The 16,986-nt window shown below is 72.1% G+C and carries 3 protein-coding genes (1 of these 3 running past the window's edge); all 3 read left to right on the top strand.

The features are described 5' to 3' along the window. Positions 1-53 precede the first annotated feature (53 nt). Tightly spaced (at most 24 nt apart), the 3 genes in view from BKN51_RS18800 to BKN51_RS18790 form a layout consistent with a single transcriptional unit that may run on beyond the window. Entirely contained in the window at positions 54-281 is a 228-nt protein-coding gene (locus BKN51_RS18800) for an MbtH family protein (protein WP_101608888.1), read from the top strand. Next, positions 278-2,299 carry a multicopper oxidase family protein gene (locus BKN51_RS18795; protein WP_101608887.1) on the top strand — a complete coding sequence of 674 codons (2,022 nt, stop codon included), beginning with the start codon at positions 278-280 and terminating at the stop codon, positions 2,297-2,299. Before BKN51_RS18800 ends, BKN51_RS18795 begins: the two co-directional genes overlap by 4 nt. A gap of 24 nt (positions 2,300-2,323) precedes the next feature. Beyond that, positions 2,324-16,986 carry the 5' portion of a non-ribosomal peptide synthetase gene (locus tag BKN51_RS18790; RefSeq protein WP_101608886.1) on the top strand. 1,114 nt of this gene lie beyond the right edge of the window, so only the first 14,663 of its 15,777 coding nucleotides appear in the window; it begins with the start codon at positions 2,324-2,326; its stop codon lies off the right edge, out of view.

Genomic DNA, 16,986 nt, shown 5'->3' with positions numbered 1-16,986 from the left:
CATGGGTAAATCATTAGGCTAGCCTTCCCTAAGTTTGCTGAGGGAGCTGTGTGATGACGAATCCGTTCGACAACGAAGACGGCCGCTTTCTGGTGCTGGTCAACGACGAGAACCAGCACTCGCTCTGGCCCTCGTTCGCCGAGGTGCCCGACGGCTGGACGGTGGCGAAGGCCGAGGCCTCCAGACAGGAGTGCTTGGACTACGTAGAGGCGACGTGGACCGACCTGAGGCCCAAGAGCCTCATCGAGGCCATGGCGGCCGCAGAGGCCGACAGGACGTGAGCGACGGCGAAGGCGTCGACCGCCGCGGGTTTCTGCTCAAGGCGGGTTTCGCGGGCGCTCTGGCGCTGGGGATCGGGTCGGCGACGATCCAGTCCATGCCCGGCCGTGAACGCGGCCCGGTCACGATCGATCCCCGCACCTACGCCCGGCCCCGGGCTCAGGGCGATCCGGTCGGCCAGGCCGGTCAGGTGCGCCCGGTGGCCGCCACGACGCCGCGGCCGGGGACGCCGTTCCGGGGCACGGTCACCCAGTTGACGCCGTTCCGGGATCCGCTGCCCACCATGGCGACGGCGAGGGGCGACCGGTTCGGCGGCGTCGACAACCTGACGATCCGCATGCGGCCCAATTTCGTCCGGCTGCACTCGCAGCTCCCGCCCACGAAGATCTGGGGCTTCGACGGCCGGTTCCCCGGCCCGATCATCGAAGCCCGGCGCGGGAAACCGTTGCGGGTCACCTGGACCAACGAGCTCACCGGTCCGTATCCGTTGCCGGTGGTGGAGATCCTGTTCGACGAGAACGCCGATCCTTACCAGTGGGACGTTCCCGGCCGTGAAGGGGTCGCGCCGCGGGCCGACGTCGCCGCGCTGCCCGGCTGGACGTCGGTCCACCTGCACGGCCACTTCAGTGACGGCGGAAGCGACGGCTGGGCGGAGGACGCGGTCCTCGCCGGGCGCAGCCAGCTGGTGGAGTACCGCAACGACCAGCCCGCGACCACGCTCTGGTACCACGACCACGCCATGCACATCACGCGCTGGAACGTGATGTCCGGCCTGCTCGGGATGTACATCCTCCGTGACGACGAAGAGGCGTCGCTGCGCCTGCCGTCCGGGGACCGCGAAGTGCCGCTGCTGATCTGCGACCGGAACTTCGACACCGACGACAAGAACCGCCTCACCGGCACGATGCTGCACAAGACCACGGTGATGAGCACGGACCCGCTGCGGCAGGTGCGCTCGTTCGCCGGGCCGTACACGCTGGTGAACGGGGCGATCTGGCCGTTCAAGGACGTGGAGCCGGACTGGTACCGCTTCCGCATGGCCAACGCGTCCAACACCCGGCCGTACGTGGTGCAGGCGGTGACGGAAGACGGGAAACCCTTACCGCCCAACACGATCTTCGTGATCGGCTCCGACGCGGGACTGCTCGGCGCGCCGGTGGACGTCGCGGGCGGCTTCAGCCTGGCGGCGTCCGAACGGGCCGACGTCCTGATCGACTTCCGCGCGCTCGCGGGCAAGAAGGTGCTGCTGCGCAACATCGACTACGACCCCGGGCCGTGGCCGGACTTCCTGCAGTTCCGGGTCGCGCAGCGCGGCAGGCAGAGTGGCTTCCGTCTGCCCAGGACGCTGGCGAGGTCGTTCACCCGCGTCACCGAGAAGCAGCCCGTCGAGGCCGAGCGCATGGTCATGCTGACCCCGGTCGGCGTCTCGCACGCCCGGCTGTGGGAGATGCAGAAGATCGAGGCGCCGCCGGGACCGTTCCCGATCGACGGCATCGTGCAGCTGAAGGAACAGGACGGCTCGGTCACCACCTGGAAGCGCATGGCCTACCAGTGGACCGATCCCACGCAGTACACCGTCAAGGCGGGTTCGTGGGAGCGCTGGCGGTTCGTCAACCTCGACTGGTCCGGCTGGCCGCATCCGATGCACATCCACGTCTGTGCCTTCCAGCCGGTGAAGCGCGGCTTCTACAACATCGACGGGTTCCAGTTCATCGACCTTCCCGGCGGTGGCATCGGCGGTGGCACCACGACGCCGGTCTTCTGGGAGCGAAGCGAACCGGTGGCCCCCGACCAGGCGGGCTGGAAGGACGTCGTCAACGTGGCCGCGGGCGAGTCGGTCGACGTCGTCGCCAAGTTCGCCGACGTGACCGGCAAGTTCGTCTACCACTGCCACATGCTCGAACACGAGGACATGAGCATGATGCGGCCGTTCCTGGTGCAGCCCAAGGAGGTCATCGCGATCGCGAAGTCGATGGCCCACGAGCTGCCACCGACGGCCGGCGGCGGACACGGTCACTGATTTCAGGCAGAGGAAGGAACAACTGTGTCATCGGCGCACGAGGACGTCCGCAGCCCGCTGACCGCGGCGCAGCAGGGCGTCTGGTTCGGGCAGCGTCTCGATCAGTCCAGCCCGGCGTACAACACCGGCGAGTACCTGGAGATCCGGGGCGAACTCGACGTCCCCGCCTTCCAGGAGGCGGTACACCGGACGCTCGCCGAGGCCGACGGTCTGTCCGTCCTTTTCGGACACGACGGATCCGGGCCCTGGCGGACGCCGGGTGCCACGCCGGAGCTGCGGATCGTGGACGCCGACGGCGATCCGGTTCCCTCGATGCGCGCGGAACTCGCCATCGCGCGGGATCCCGCGACGGGCCCGCTGGTGACACAGATCCTCTACCGGCGGGCGAAGGACCACTTCCTCTGGTTCTTCGCCTGCCATCACATTCTGCTCGACGGCTACGGTTTCGGGCTGATCCAGCGGCGCGTGGCGGCGATCTACACCGCCCTCGTCGCGGGCGGACCCGTCGGTGACAGCCCGTTCAAACCGGTGTCGGATCTCCTCGCCGACGAGAAGGCGTACCGGGAGTCCGAAAAGTTCGAGCGTGACCGCGCGTTCTGGCTGGACAGGCTGGCGGATCTGCCCGAGGTCGTCTCCCCGGCGGCACCGGTCCCGGCCTCGCACCATTTCCGGCGCGAGAGCACGCGACTGGACGCGGCCGGTTTCGAGGCGCTTTCCGCGCTGGCCGAAAGGCTCGGCACCGGCTGGACCGAACTGGTCATCGCGGCGACCGGGCTCTACCTGCACCGCGTCACCGGCGCCCCCGAGATCGTGCTCGGCCTGCCGGTGATGGGCCGTCTCGGCCCGGCGGCGCGGATCCCGGCGACCACGGTCAACGTGGTACCGCTGCGGATCTCGGTCACCGCGTCGACCACGGTGGAAGACCTGGTCAGGACCGTGACCGCCGAACTGAAGCTGACCCGCCCGCACCACCGGTACCGCGGTGAGGATCTGCGCCGCGACCTCGGCAGGCTCGGCTCGCGGCGGCTGGTCGGGCCGTGGATCAACATCAAACCCTTCGCCACCGGCCTCTCCTTCGGCGGCTTGCCCGCCACCACGCACTACCTGGCGGCCGGTCCGGTCGACGACCTGACCTTCACCGTGCAGGGCCTGCCGGGTGCCGGCGGGATCGAGCTGGACGTCGACGCCAATCCGGCCGCCTACAGCGCGGACGAAGTGAAGGACCACGCCCGGCGCTTCGTCGGTGTGCTGGAGGCCTTGGCCTCGGCCGCGCCGGACCTGCCGTCGGGCCGGTTCGACGTGACGGGCGCCGGGGAGCGATCCCGGGTCCTCGCACTCGGCCGCTCGGAGCCGACAGCGCACGACGAGTCCGACGTCTTGAGCGCGATACCCGGTGGTGACGGGATCGCCCTCCAGGACGCGGGATCGCGGCTGTCGTACGACGACGTCCACGACCGGTCCGGGAGACTCGCCGCCCGGCTCCTCGCGGAGGGCGTCCGGCCGGGGGACCTGGTCGCCGTCGCGCTGCCGCGCGGTGTCGATCTCGTCGTGACCCTGCTGGCGGTGCTCGAGGCCGGTGCCGCCTATCTCCCGCTGGATCCCGATTTCCCCGCCGAACGCGTGGAATTCATGCTCGCGGACGCCGCTCCGGCGCTGGTGGTCGACCCCGCGTGGCTCGCCGGTGGCCTGCCCGCCGATCCGGTGCCGCTTCCGGAGCCGCCGCTCGACGCGCCCGCCTACGTGCTCTACACGTCCGGCTCGACCGGACGTCCCAAAGGTGTCGTCGTCACCCGGCGCAATCTGGCGAACCTCCTCGCCTCCTTGCGCGAACGGTTCGCGTTCCGTGCCACCGACCGGTTCCTGGCCGTCACGACGGTCAGTTTCGACATCGCCGCCCTGGAGCTGTTCCTGCCCCTGCTCGACGGCGCGACGATCGTGCTCGCGGGCCGTGAGGACACCCGGGATCCGGCCCGGTTGAGCGCGTTGCTCGGCCGGGAACGGATCACCGCGATGCAGGCGACGCCGTCGTTGTGGCAGGCACTCGCCGAATCCGCGCCGCTCGCCCTGCGCGGCGTCCGCGCGCTGGTCGGCGGCGAGGCGCTGCCGCCGTCGCTGGCCCGTACCCTGAGCGCGACGACAGCGGGCGTGACCAACGTCTACGGACCGACCGAGACGACGATCTGGTCCACCGCGCACGAAATCGACCTCGCCGGTGCCGACCGGCCGCTGATCGGGCGCCCCCTGCACAACACCCACGCCTACGTCCTCGACGCCGCGCTCCGGCCGGTCCCGCCCGGCGCGACGGGCGAGCTCTATCTGGCGGGCTCCGGGGTCACGCTGGGCTACCTGGGCAGACCCGGGCTGACCGCCTCGAGGTTCGTCGCGAACCCTTTCGGCGGCGGCCGGATGTACCGCACGGGCGACCTCGCGCGCTGGACCGAAACCGGTGAACTCGACTGCCTGGGCCGGACCGACCACCAGGTGAAGGTCCGCGGTTTCCGGGTCGAACTCGGCGAGGTCGAAGCCGTTCTCGGGCAGGCTCCCGGCGTCGGGCACTGCGCTGTCGTGGCGGCGGGCGCGGGGCTCGCCGGGTACTACGTGCCCACCGGCGACACCGGGGACCTGCGCGCGGAACTGGCGCGGCGGCTCCCGGACTACATGGTGCCGGGCCTGCTCGTGCCGGTGGACGTGCTTCCGTTGACCCCCAACGGAAAGGTCGACCGCCTGGCGCTGGCGAACCGGACCCACACCGGATCCGGCGAGGCTGTCACCGACCCCCGCCTCGCCCGGCTTTGCGGCGCCTTCGCCGACGTCCTCGGCGTCCCGGGCTTCGGCCCCGGAGACGACTTCTTCCGGTTCGGCGGGCATTCCCTGCTCGCCATGCGGTTGAGCGCCCGTCTCGGCGCGGAATTCGGCGTGGACGTCCCCATCGCCGCGGTGTTCGACGCCCCGACCCCCGCCGCGCTGATCCGCGGTCTCGACGACCTCGCCCCGGCGCGGCCGGACGTCCCGGTCGCGATCCGGCCCGAACGGCTGCCGCTTTCCGCGGGGCAGCGCCGGATGTGGCTGCTGCAGGCCCTCGCCGGACCCTCCAGCGCCGCCTACAACCTGCCGCTGAGCCTGCGCCTGCGCGGTCCGCTCGATCGCCGGGCGCTGGTCGCGGCCCTCGACGACGTGATCGCCAGGCACGAACCGCTGCGCACCGTCTACCACGACGACGGAACCGAGCCGTGGCAACAGGTCTTGCCGCCGTCGTCGGCCGTCTGCGAGGTGCTGGAAAGCACCGTGGACGAACTGCCGTCGGTGATCGCCGAGCACAGCCGTCGCCCGTTCACCCTCGACGCCGAGCCGCCGGTCCGCGCGGCGCTGCTCGTCCTCGGGGCCGAGGACCACGTGCTCGTGCTGACCACGCACCACATCGCCACCGACGAATGGTCGCTGCGACCGCTGCTCGCCGACCTCGAAACCGCGTACGCCGCTCGTTCGGCCGGGCACGCTCCACAGTGGACTCCGCTGGCGGTGCAGTACGCGGACTACACCCTGTGGCACCAAGGACTTCCCGTCTCGGCCGAGCTGGACTTCTGGGCGGCGGAGCTGGACGGCCTGCCCGAAGACCTTCCCGTCCCCAGTGGACGGACGCGGCCGGGCAACCCGGGCGGCCTCGGCCTGGTGCTGGACCTGGATCTGGCGGACGGCCTGCACGAACGGATCCGGGAACTCGCGGCCGAGACCGGCACCAGTGTGTTCATGGTCCTCCACGCGGCGCTGGCGGCCGTGCTTTCGCGCTGCGGCGCCGGTACGGACGTCCCGATCGGTGTCCCGGTGGCGGGCAGGTCCGCCGAAACGCTGGACCCGCTGGTCGGGTTCTTCGTGAACACGGTGGTGCTGCGCACGGATCTGTCCGGGCGGCCGACGTTCCGCGAGTTGCTGGCCCGGGTCCGCCGGACCGGTCTGGCCGCGCTCGCCCATGACGGCGTGCCGTTCGACCAGGTCGTCGACCGGGTGGCGCCGCCGCGCGCACCGGGCAGGCATCCACTCTTCCAGGTGCTGTTCGCCTACCGGAACACGCCGGACGGCGACGGCGGGTTCGCCGGGCTCGACGCCGAAATGGACCTGATCCCCACCGGTACGGCCAAATTCGACCTCACCCTCAACGTCACCGAGACCGGTGACGGGCTCAGCGGATTCCTCGAGTTCGCACAAGATCTGTTCGACGCCGACGAGGCGGCCCTCTTCACCGGCCGGTTCGTCCAGGTCCTCGGCGACCTGGTCGCCTCGGCCGACGAGCCCGTCGCGGACGTGCCGGTCCTGCTGCCCGCGGAGCTGACCCGGCCGGACACCGCGCACGACGTCCCGCCGGTCACGCTGACGGCGCTGCTGGAACGGGCCTTCACCGATCATGCCGGCCGCGAAGCGCTGGTGTTCCGGGAAAGCCGGCTGGCCTACCGGGAGCTGGACGAGCGCAGCGCGCGGCTCGCCGCCGGGTTGCGAGACCGCGGGGTGGGCCCCGAATCGATCGTCGCGGTGGTCCTGCCACGTTCGGTCGACCTGGTCGTCGCCCTCGTCGGCATCCTGCGTGCCGGGGCGGCCTACCTGCCGGTCGATCCGGAACTGCCGGAGGAGCGCGTCCGCGAACTGCTCGCCGACGCGTCACCGGACGCCGTCGTCTCGGCGGACGACCTGCCCGACGGCGACGGGTTCGCGCCCGCCGACATCGGCCAGGGCAACGCCGCCTACCTGATCTACACCTCCGGCTCCACCGGCAGGCCCAAGGGCGTCCTGGTGGAGCACCGCGCCATCGTCAACCGGCTGCTGTGGATGGCCGACCGCTACGGCTTCGACACAAGCGACAGAGTGCTGCAGAAGACCCCGGCGACCTTCGACGTCTCGGTGTGGGAGTTCTTCCTGCCGCTGATCACCGGGGCGGCGCTGGTCGTCGCGGAACCGGGCGACCACCGCGATCCGGACCGTCTGGCCGCGCTGATCGAGGCCCAGCGGGTGACGACCGTCCACTTCGTCCCGTCGATGCTGGCGGCGTTCGTGGCGGCCCGGGTGCCGCACGATCTGGGTTCGGTGCGCCGCGTGGTGTGCAGCGGCGAGGAGCTGCCCGCCGATCTGGTCACCAAGGCCGGGGCGGTCTTCCGCGCGCCGCTGCACAACCTTTACGGCCCGACCGAGGCCGCGGTGGACGTCACCGAGTGGGACACCGCCGACGGCGAGGCGCCGGTGCCCATCGGCGTCCCGGTCTGGAACACCGGTGTGCTCGTGCTCGACGCGAGGCTGAACCCGGTCCCGGCCGGGGTGCCTGGCGAGCTGTATCTCGCGGGTGTCCAGCTGGCGCGCGGTTACCGCGACCGGCCGGGCCTCACCGCCGAACGCTTCGTGGCCTGCCCGTCCGGCGGCCGCATGTACCGGACCGGCGACCTCGTGCGGCGGCGCCCGGACGGCGCGCTCGTCTACCTCGGCCGCACCGACCATCAGGTCAAGATCCGCGGCCAGCGCATCGAACCGGGCGAGATCGAGGCACGGCTGGTCGCCCGGCCCGGCGTCGACGGCGCGGTGGTCGTGGTCCGTGACGGCAGGCTCGTCGCCTACTGCGTGCCCGCGACCGTGGATCCCGCTCCGGTGCTCGCCGGACTGGCCGCCGCGCTGCCCACGGCGATGGTGCCGTCGGTGCTGGTCCCGCTGGCCGCGTTCCCGGTGAACCGCAACGGAAAGCTGGACCGCGCGGCGCTGCCGGAGCCGCCGGGGGAGAACACGGTGGCCACGGTCGCACCGCGCGACGCGCGGGAAGCCGCCGTCGCCGACGCGTTCGCGGAAGTGCTGCGGCGGAGCGAAATCGGTGCCGACACCGGGTTCTTCACCGCGGGCGGGGACAGCATCAGCGCGATCCACCTGGTCGCGGCGCTGCGCCGGGCCGGGCTGCTCGTCACCCCGCGCGACGTCGTCGAGGCGGGCACCGTGGCCGAACTGGCCACCCGGGTCCGGGAGATCGACGACCGCGCCGTCCCCGCCACGGCGGCCGAACGGCTCGGGCCGGTGGCGCCGACCCCGATGCTGCGCTGGCTGCTGGAGCGCGGCGGCCCGATCGACCGGTACAGCCAGGCGACCCTGCTCCGGGTCCCGGCCGGGGTGAAGACCCGTGACCTGGCGCGGCTGTTCACCAGGCTCGTCGCCCGGCACGACTTCCTGCGGGCGCGGCTGACCGGCGACACGCTGGAGATCCGGTCTCCCCACGAGGCCAGGGTCTCGTTGCGCGCGGTGCTCGCCGAGGCCGACCCGAGAGCCGAGCTGGAGCGGGAGATCGCCGCGCTCGACCCCCACGCCGGTGTCGTGCTGCGTGGCGTCCACTTCCTGCCGGATCGGCTGCTGGTGGTGGCGCACCACCTCGTGGTCGACGCCGTTTCGTGGCCGGTCATCGGCGCCGAGTTCGCCGCGGGCTGGGCGGGGGAGCCGCCGCGTCCGGGTGACTTCGTGGCCCGTGACTGGGCGGCGTCGCTGACCGCGGACGAGACACAGACCGCGTTCTGGACCGACATGGCGGCCGGGACGAGCGTCGAACTGAGCACGGGCACCGTCGGTGACCTCCGGCATGTCGTGACCGAACTGCCCGCAGACCTTTCCCGGGCCGTCGTCACCGACATCCCGCGCGCGTTCCACACCGGAACGCGTGAAGTCCTCCTCGCCGCGCTGGGGCTGGCCGCCCGCGAGGTCTGGGGCGAGCGCGAACTCCGGGCGGATCTCGAAGGGCACGGCCGGGACGGCCTGCGCGCCGCCGATTCCGCCGTCGGCTGGTTCACCAGCCTGTACCCGGTCCGGGTGTCCCTCGACGGCACTCCCGAACAGATCCTCAAGCGGGTCAAGGAAACCCTCGCCGCGGTCCCGGACGGCGGCACGGGTTACGGTCCGCTGCGCGACCGCGTCCCCGGCGCGCCGCGGCCGTTCCTGGTCAACCACCTCGGCCGGGCCGTCCGGGACGACCGGGACTTCACCCCGGTGGACGGTCTCGGTTTCCTGGCGGGCGGCGCCGATCCGGAGCTGGCCGCGTCGCATCCGGTCGAAGTGTCCACTTTGGTCGAAGACGGCGTGCTCAAGGCGCGCTGGTCGTCCAGCGAGCCCATCGACGCCCTGCTGGACGCCTGGCACCGCGCGATCACCGCGCTGACCGAAGGCGGCGGCCATACACCGTCCGACTTCCCGCTGGTCACGCTCACGCAGTCCGAAGTGGACGGATTCGGCGACGTCGAGGACATCCTGCCGATCACCCCGCTGCAGGCCGGCCTGCTGGCCCAGGACGCCGAGACCGACGTCTACACCGTGCTCCTGTCCTTCGACCTCGCCGGGGAGCTCGACACCGCCAGGCTGCGCGCGTGCGCCGAGCAGCTGGTGCGGCGGAACTCCGCGCTGCGTGTGGAATTCCGGCTGCGGGCCGACGGTGATCCCGTCCAGGTGGTCCTGCCCGAACCCGCGCTGGCGTGGGAAGAAGGACCGCTCACCGAGGAGGCCGTCGAGCGGTTCCGCCGCGAGCGGTTCGACCTGAACCGGGCTCCGCTGATCCGGTTCGCCCTGTTGCGGGGCGGGCCGGGGCATCATCGCCTGCTCATCTGCCACCATCACGTCCTGCTGGACGGCTGGTCCTCCCTGTCGCTGGCCCGGGAACTGCTCGCCACGTACGGCGGGGCCGAGGCGCCGGTGCGGCGCCCGCACCGCGAGCAGCTGACCTGGCTGTCCACAGTGGACAAGGATGCGGATCGCGCCGCTTGGGCCGCCGCACTGGCCGGGCTGGACGAGCCGACGCTGCTCGCCCCCGGCTCCGGTGAGCCGCGCTGGCCGGAACACCTCCACCGTGAACTCGACGCCGACGTGACCGCGTCGGTGGCGGAGCGCGCCCGCGTCCTCGGCTGCACGGTGAACACCCTGGTCCAGGTCGCCTGGGCGATCCTGCTGGGCAGGCTCACCGGCCGCGCCGACGTCGTGTTCGGCACCACGGTCTCCGGCCGCCCGGCGGAGCTGGCGGGCAGCACCGAGATGGCCGGGCTGTTCATCAACACCCTGCCGGTGCGGATCTCACCGCGTCCGGGCGAAACGGTGGACGCCCTGCTCTCGCGGGTGCGGCACGAGCAGGCGGAACTGCTGGACCACCACCAGATCGGACTCGCCGAGATCCAGCGCGAGGCGGGGATCGGCGAGCTGTTCGACACCCTGCTCGTGGTCGAGAACTACCCGGCGGCGTCGAGCTGGGACGCCGGCCGGGATCTCCGCGTGACCGGCGGGCCGCCGGTGGACGCCACGCACTACCCGGTCACCTTGATCGTCGCACCCGAGGAACGGCTGTACGTCGGGCTGAAGTTCCAGCCCGGTTTCGGCGAGAAGGCCGCGGCCGTGCTGCTGGACCGGTTCGTCCGGGTCCTGCTCGACGTCGTGGCCGACGGGACCGCTCCGGTCGGCAGCCTCGGCATCGCCGACACCGCCGAGCGGGACCTCGTCGTCCACGCGTTCAACGAGACCGGCGAGGTCCACGGTGGACGGACTCTCGCCGGCGAGTTCCGGGCGCAGGCCCGTCGCACGCCGGACGCGATCGCCGTCACCGACGAGCACACGAGCCTGACCTATGCCGAGCTCGACGCGGCCGCCCGCGGTCTCGCCCGGGCGCTCACCGATCGCGGTGTCGGCGCGGAATCCGTCGTCGCACTGGCGTTGCCGCGGTCGGCGAACCTGATCGTCGCGATGCTCGCCGTGCACAAGGCGGGCGGCGCCTACCTGCCGATCGACCTCGGCTACCCGGCCGAACGCGTGACGGGCGTCCTCGCCGAGGCGCGGCCCGCCCTCGTGCTGACCACGGACACGTTCTACGACGGCTTCGAGCACCTGTCACTGGACGGCTTCGAGCCGTCGGGTGACGCCGACGTCGCCGTGCGGCCCGGAAACGCGGCATACGTGATCTACACGTCGGGTTCGACCGGCCGTCCCAAGGGCGTGGTCGTCGAACACGAGAGCGTCGTCGGACTGATCGATTGGGGTCGCGCCACCTTCGGCGAAGAAGGGCTGTCGCGGGTCCTCGCGGCGACTCCGGTCACCTTCGACGTGTCCGTCTTCGAGATCTTCGCCCCACTGCTCAGCGGCGGGCGGATCGACGTCGTCCCCGACGTCCTTTCGCTGGCCGACGCGACGGACGGCGACCGGCTGAGCCTGGTCTGCGGAGTGCCGTCGGCGATCGCGGGCGTCTTCGAACAGAACCTGTCCGGTCTCGAGGTCGGCACCTTCGCCCTCGCGGGCGAGGCCCTGTCCGCGGATCTGGTGCGCTCCATCCGGACCGCGCTCCCGGACGCGCGCCTGCTCAACATCTACGGTCCGACCGAGGCCACGGTGTACGCGACCAGCTGGCCGGTGGCCGACGGCGAACGCGTGCTGATCGGCGCGCCGCTCGCCGGATGCCGGTGCTACGTCCTGGACCGCGATCTCAACCCGGTCCCGCCCGGCGTCACGGGTGAGCTGTACCTGGCGGGCGGGCTGGCCCGCGGCTACCTCGGCCGCCCCGGCCTGACGGCGGAACGGTTCGTGGCGAACCCGTTTCACAGCGGCCGGATGTACCGCACCGGCGACCTCGCCCGCTGGACCGAAGACGGGCAGATCGACTACCTCGGCCGCGCCGACCACCAGGTCAAGGTGCGGGGATTCCGCATCGAACTCGGCGAGATCGAACACGTCCTCGGCGCCGTCCCCGGGATCACCGGTGCCGCCGTGGCCGCCCGCCCGGGCGGGCTGACCGGCTACGTCACCGCATCGTCCACCGTGGACGTCGAGCGGGTGCTGGCGCACTGCCGGGACCACCTGCCTTCGTACATGGTGCCGGACGTGATCGTGCCGCTCGGCGAGTTCCCCTTGACCCCCAGCGGAAAGCTCGATCGTGCGGCGCTGCCGGAACCCGGCGCGCGAGCCGAGGTCACGGCGTCCACGAGCGGGAACGCCACCGCGGCGCTGTTCGCGGACATCTTCGCCGAGGTTCTCGACCTGCCGGCGGTGGGCGAGCAGGACCACTTCTTCGGTCTCGGCGGGGACAGCATCCTGTCCCTGCGCGTGGTGGGCCGGGCCAGGGCCGCCGGACTGGCGGTCCGCGCACGGGACGTCGTCGAACTCGGCACGCCGCTGGCACTCGCCGAACGCGTCGGCGCCCTCGTCGAATCCGGGCAGGCCGAACCGGAACCGGCCGAGATCGCCCGCACGCCGATCATGGCGTGGGCGGCCGAACGCGGTGGCGACCTCGACCGCTTCGCGCAATGGCTGCTCCTGACCACGCCGGAGGACCTCGACGCCGCGAGCCTCCAGCGCAAGCTCGAAGACCTCTTCACCCGGCACCCGGAGCTGGGGAGCCGGCTCGCCGAAGACGGACGTCTCGTGCCCGGCGCCACCGGTGCTCCCGCCGTCCGCGTCGTCGAAGACCTGGCCGGAGAACGCGAACGCGCACTGTCCGAATTGGACACCGTGGCCGGTGTCCTGCTGCGCACGGTCTGGAGCCCCTCCCGGCGGCGGCTCCTGCTGGTGGCCAACCACCTCGTGGTCGACGGTGTGTCCTGGCGGATCCTCATGGAGGACCTGGCGGGCGCCCCCGCCGCCACCGGTGGCAGTTTCGCCCGCTGGGCGCGGGAAGCCACCCGGATCGACGCCGACCCCGCGGCCTGGCGGTCGTTCCTGGACCGTCCCTTCCCGGGCCTCGGTCGCCGTCCCGTCGATCCCGGGACGGATCTTGTCGCCACGGCGGCGAAGTTCGAGGTCGAACTGCCGTGGGCGGGGCTTCCCGACGTGGCGGTCCACGCGCACGGGACCGTGCAGGACGTCCTCCTGGCCGCGCTCGTGACGGCCGCGCGGCAACCGCTGCTGGTGGCCGTGGAGGGCCACGGCCGGGCGGACCTCGGCCCGGACATCTCGCGCACGGTCGGCTGGTTCACCTCGCGATACCCCGTGCCGCTCGAAGAGGGCGGCGATCCCGTCGCCACCCTCAAGGGCGTCAAGTCCGCGCTGCGCGGCCTGCCGGGCGGCGACCTCGCCGGTCTCCAGTACGGCAAGCTGCGCTACCTCGACCGTGTGCCGGGGCTGCCCGAACCCGAGGTGGGCTTCAACTACCTCGGCCGGTTCACCGGCGGCGACGGTGACTGGACGCCCGCCGAGCCGATGGGCGGCCACGCCGATCCGGGCACCGCGGTCGCCGCGGCGCTGGAGATCAACGCCGCCGTTGACGGGGACGTCGTCCGCGCGTCGTGGGCCTTCGTCCCGGACATCCTCGGCGAGACCGAGGTCCGGGCCTTGGCCGCTCGCTGGCAGGAGGCCGTCGCGGCACTGGTCGAAGCGGTGCGGGAGCCGTTCCACACGCCGTCGGACTTCCCGCTCGCCGAGCTGACCCAGTCCGATGTGGACACAGTGGACGCTCTGCTCGCGGTCGAGGACGTCCTGCCGCTCACCCCGCTGCAGACCGGACTGCTGTTCCTGACCGATTTCGAGGCCACCGGCCCGGATCCGTACCTGATGCAGCTCCGGCTGGACTTCGACGGCGAGGTGGACGGGCCGCGGCTGCGCCGGGCCGCCGCCGCGCTGCTCGCCCGGCATCCCGCCCTGCGCGCGGGTTTCCGTCACACGGAAGCGGGCGTGCCGATCCAGTTCGTCCCGGCCGCGCTCGAGCCCCGCTGGGCCGAGCACGAAAGCGGTGACGTCGACGCGCTGGCCGAGGCGGACCTGGCGGACCGATTCGATCCCGGTGAGCCACCACTGCTGCGGCTCACCCTGATCCGCCGTCCCGGCGGGGGCGCGGTTCTCCTGCTGACCGCGCACCACCTGCTCTACGACGGCTGGTCGGGTCCGCTGCTCGTCGGCGACCTGCTCGACGCCTACACCAGGGACGCGGCACCGGCGCGGGTTTCACGGCCGTTCCGCGACCACCTCGCCTGGCTGTCCACCAGGGACACCACGGCCACCGAAAAGGCTTGGCGCACCGCACTCGACGGCTTCGACGAACCGGCGCTGCTCGCACCCGCGGCCGTCGGAGACCGGATTTCGCGGCACTACGAGTCCGCCTTGCCGGAAGCGCTGACGAGCGAACTCGTCGCCGTCCTGCGTGCCGCGGGGCTGACCATGACGAGTCTGGTCCAGGCCGTCTGGGGATTGCTGCTGGGCAGGCTCACCGACCGCGAGGACGTCGTGTTCGGCACCGTCGTCTCCGGCCGCCCGGCCGAGGTCGACGGCGCGGACGGCAGCATCGGCCTGTTCGCCAACACGATCCCGGTCCGCGTCCGGACCGGGTACGGCGAACCGCTGCTGGACCTGCTCGGCCGGGTCCAGGCCGAGCAAGCCGCCCTGCTGGGTCATCAGTACGCGGGACTCGGCGAGATCCAGCGGTTCGCGGGCACCGGCGAGCTGTTCGACACCCTGCTGGTGGTCCAGAACTACCCGCTGGACGGCGAATCCGTGCGCGCCGCCTCGGGCGAACTGGATCTTCGTTCGGTCACGGCGTCGGACGACACGCACTACCCGCTCGCCCTCGTCGTCGAGCCCGGCGACAGGCTGCGCGTCACGTGGAAGTACGCGGAGAACGCGTTCGAACCGGGTGAGATCGAGCGTCTCGCCGAGCGGTTCACCCGGATCTGCCGGGCACTCGCCGCCGATCCCGGGGCGCCCGTCGGTGACATCGACGTCCTTTCCGGCGCCGAGCGGCACGAACTGCTGGTGACCGCCAACGACACCGCGCACGAGGTCGCGGACCTGACCATCGCCGGGTTGTTCGCGCGCGTCGCCGCGGCCGGTCCGGATCACGAGGCCGTCGTCGACGGGGACACCTCGCTGACCTACGCCGAACTGGACCGCCGCTCGACGGAGCTGGCGCGTTCGCTGGCCGGACGCGGTGTCGGCCCGGAGTCGGTGGTGGGTGTCCGCCTGCCGCGGTCCGCCGAGCTGATCGTGGCGCTGCTGGCGATCCAGAAGGCGGGCGGCGTCTACCTGCCGCTCGACCCGAACTACCCGGCCGAGCGGATCGACGCCATGATCGCCGACTCCGAGCCGGTGCTCATCCTGGACGGAATCGCCCTCCCGGCCGGGACGCATGCGCTTGCGGAGCCGGTTTCGACCGCCTCGGGGGCGTACATCATCTACACCTCCGGCTCGACCGGCCGTCCAAAAGGGACGATGGTGAGCCACGCCGGTGTCGCCAGCCTGGCGCACACCATGGTCGAAGCGTTCGGCGTCGGGCCGGGCAGCCGGGTCCTTCAGTTCGCGTCGGTCAGCTTCGACACGTCGGTGTGGGAGCTGTGCATGGGCGTGCTCACCGGCGCGACCCTGGTGATCGTCCCCGACGACGAACGCGCGGGCGATCCGCTGGCCACCTTCCTGTCCAAAAAGGACATCACACACGCGACGCTTCCGCCCGCGGCGCTCGCGTCGATCCGGCCCGGACAGGTGCCCGCCGACCTCGTCGTGATCGTGGCGGGGGAGGCGTGCCCGCCCGCGCTCGCCGCGGACTGGGCCGCGCACCGGCGGCTGTTCAACTCCTACGGCCCGACCGAGACCACGGTGGACATCACGCTGTGGGAATGCGGGCCCGAGCCGGACCGGGGCGCGGTGCCGATCGGCGGCCCGGTGCACAACACCGCCGTCTACCTGCTCGACCGGCGGCTGCGGCCGGTCCCGCCCGGCATCGTCGGCGAGATCTACGCGGCCGGGACCGGGCTGGCGCGCGGGTACCTCGGCGAGTCCGGGCTGACGGCGTCGCGGTTCGTCGCGAACCCGTTCGGCCCCGGACGGCTCTACCGCACCGGGGACCTCGCCCGCCGCCGTGCCGACGGCGCGCTGGTCTACGCCGGCCGTGCCGACCACCAGGTCAAGGTACGCGGATTCCGGATCGAACTGGCCGAGGTCGAAGCCGTGCTGTCCGGCTGTCCCGGCGTGGCCGGGGTCGCGGTCCTGGCGCTGCCGGACGCCCGCGGCGCCAACCGGCTCGTCGCCTACGTCGTGGGTGACCCGGACTTCGACGAGGTCCGGACGGCGGCGCTGACGAAGCTCCCGGACCACATGGTGCCGGCGGTCTTCGTGTCGTTGCCGGAGCTTCCGCTGACGTCGCAAGGGAAACTCGACCGCCGTGCGCTGCCCGCCCCGCCCGAACCGGCCGCGACCGGGGACCTGACCGGCGCCACCGACGCCGAACGGCTGCTCGCCGGGATCGTCGCGGGCGTCCTCGGCCTGCCGTCGGTCGGGCTGGACGACGACTACTTCACCCTCGGCGGGGACAGCATCCTGTCCATCCAGGTGTCCGGCCGGGCCCGCGCGGCGGGGCTGGAGATCCGGCCGCGGGACATCTTCGACCGCAAGACGGTGGCGAACCTCGCCGCGCTGGCCGCCACCCGCGCCCCGGCCGAAGCCGTGGCCACCGAACAGATCGCGGCCACCGGGCCGACGCCGATCACCCCGGTGATGCACTGGCTGCGCGAACTGGACGGCCCGATCGCCCGGTTCAGCCAGGCGCAGACGCTGGTGACGCCGCCGGGGCTCACCCTGGAGGACCTCACCGAGCGGATCCAGACCGTCCTCGACCGGCACGACATGCTGCGCGCCAAGCTGAACGACGACTGGACGCTGGACGTACTCCCGCCCGGCGCGGTCCAGGCCGCCGACGTCCTCTCGCTCGGCGCTCCGGACGTCAAGGCGGC

Source organism: Amycolatopsis sp. BJA-103 (assembly GCF_002849735.1).
Taxonomy (GTDB): Bacteria; Actinomycetota; Actinomycetes; order Mycobacteriales; family Pseudonocardiaceae; genus Amycolatopsis.
The sequence above is the reverse complement of the archived record's forward strand: the minus strand, read 5'-3'. Positions and strand labels throughout refer to the sequence as shown.

Coding starts and splice junctions, on each gene's coding strand:
- BKN51_RS18800 (WP_101608888.1), top strand. CDS start 54: ATGACGAATCCGTTCGACAACGAAGACGGCCGCTTTCTGGTGCTGGTC.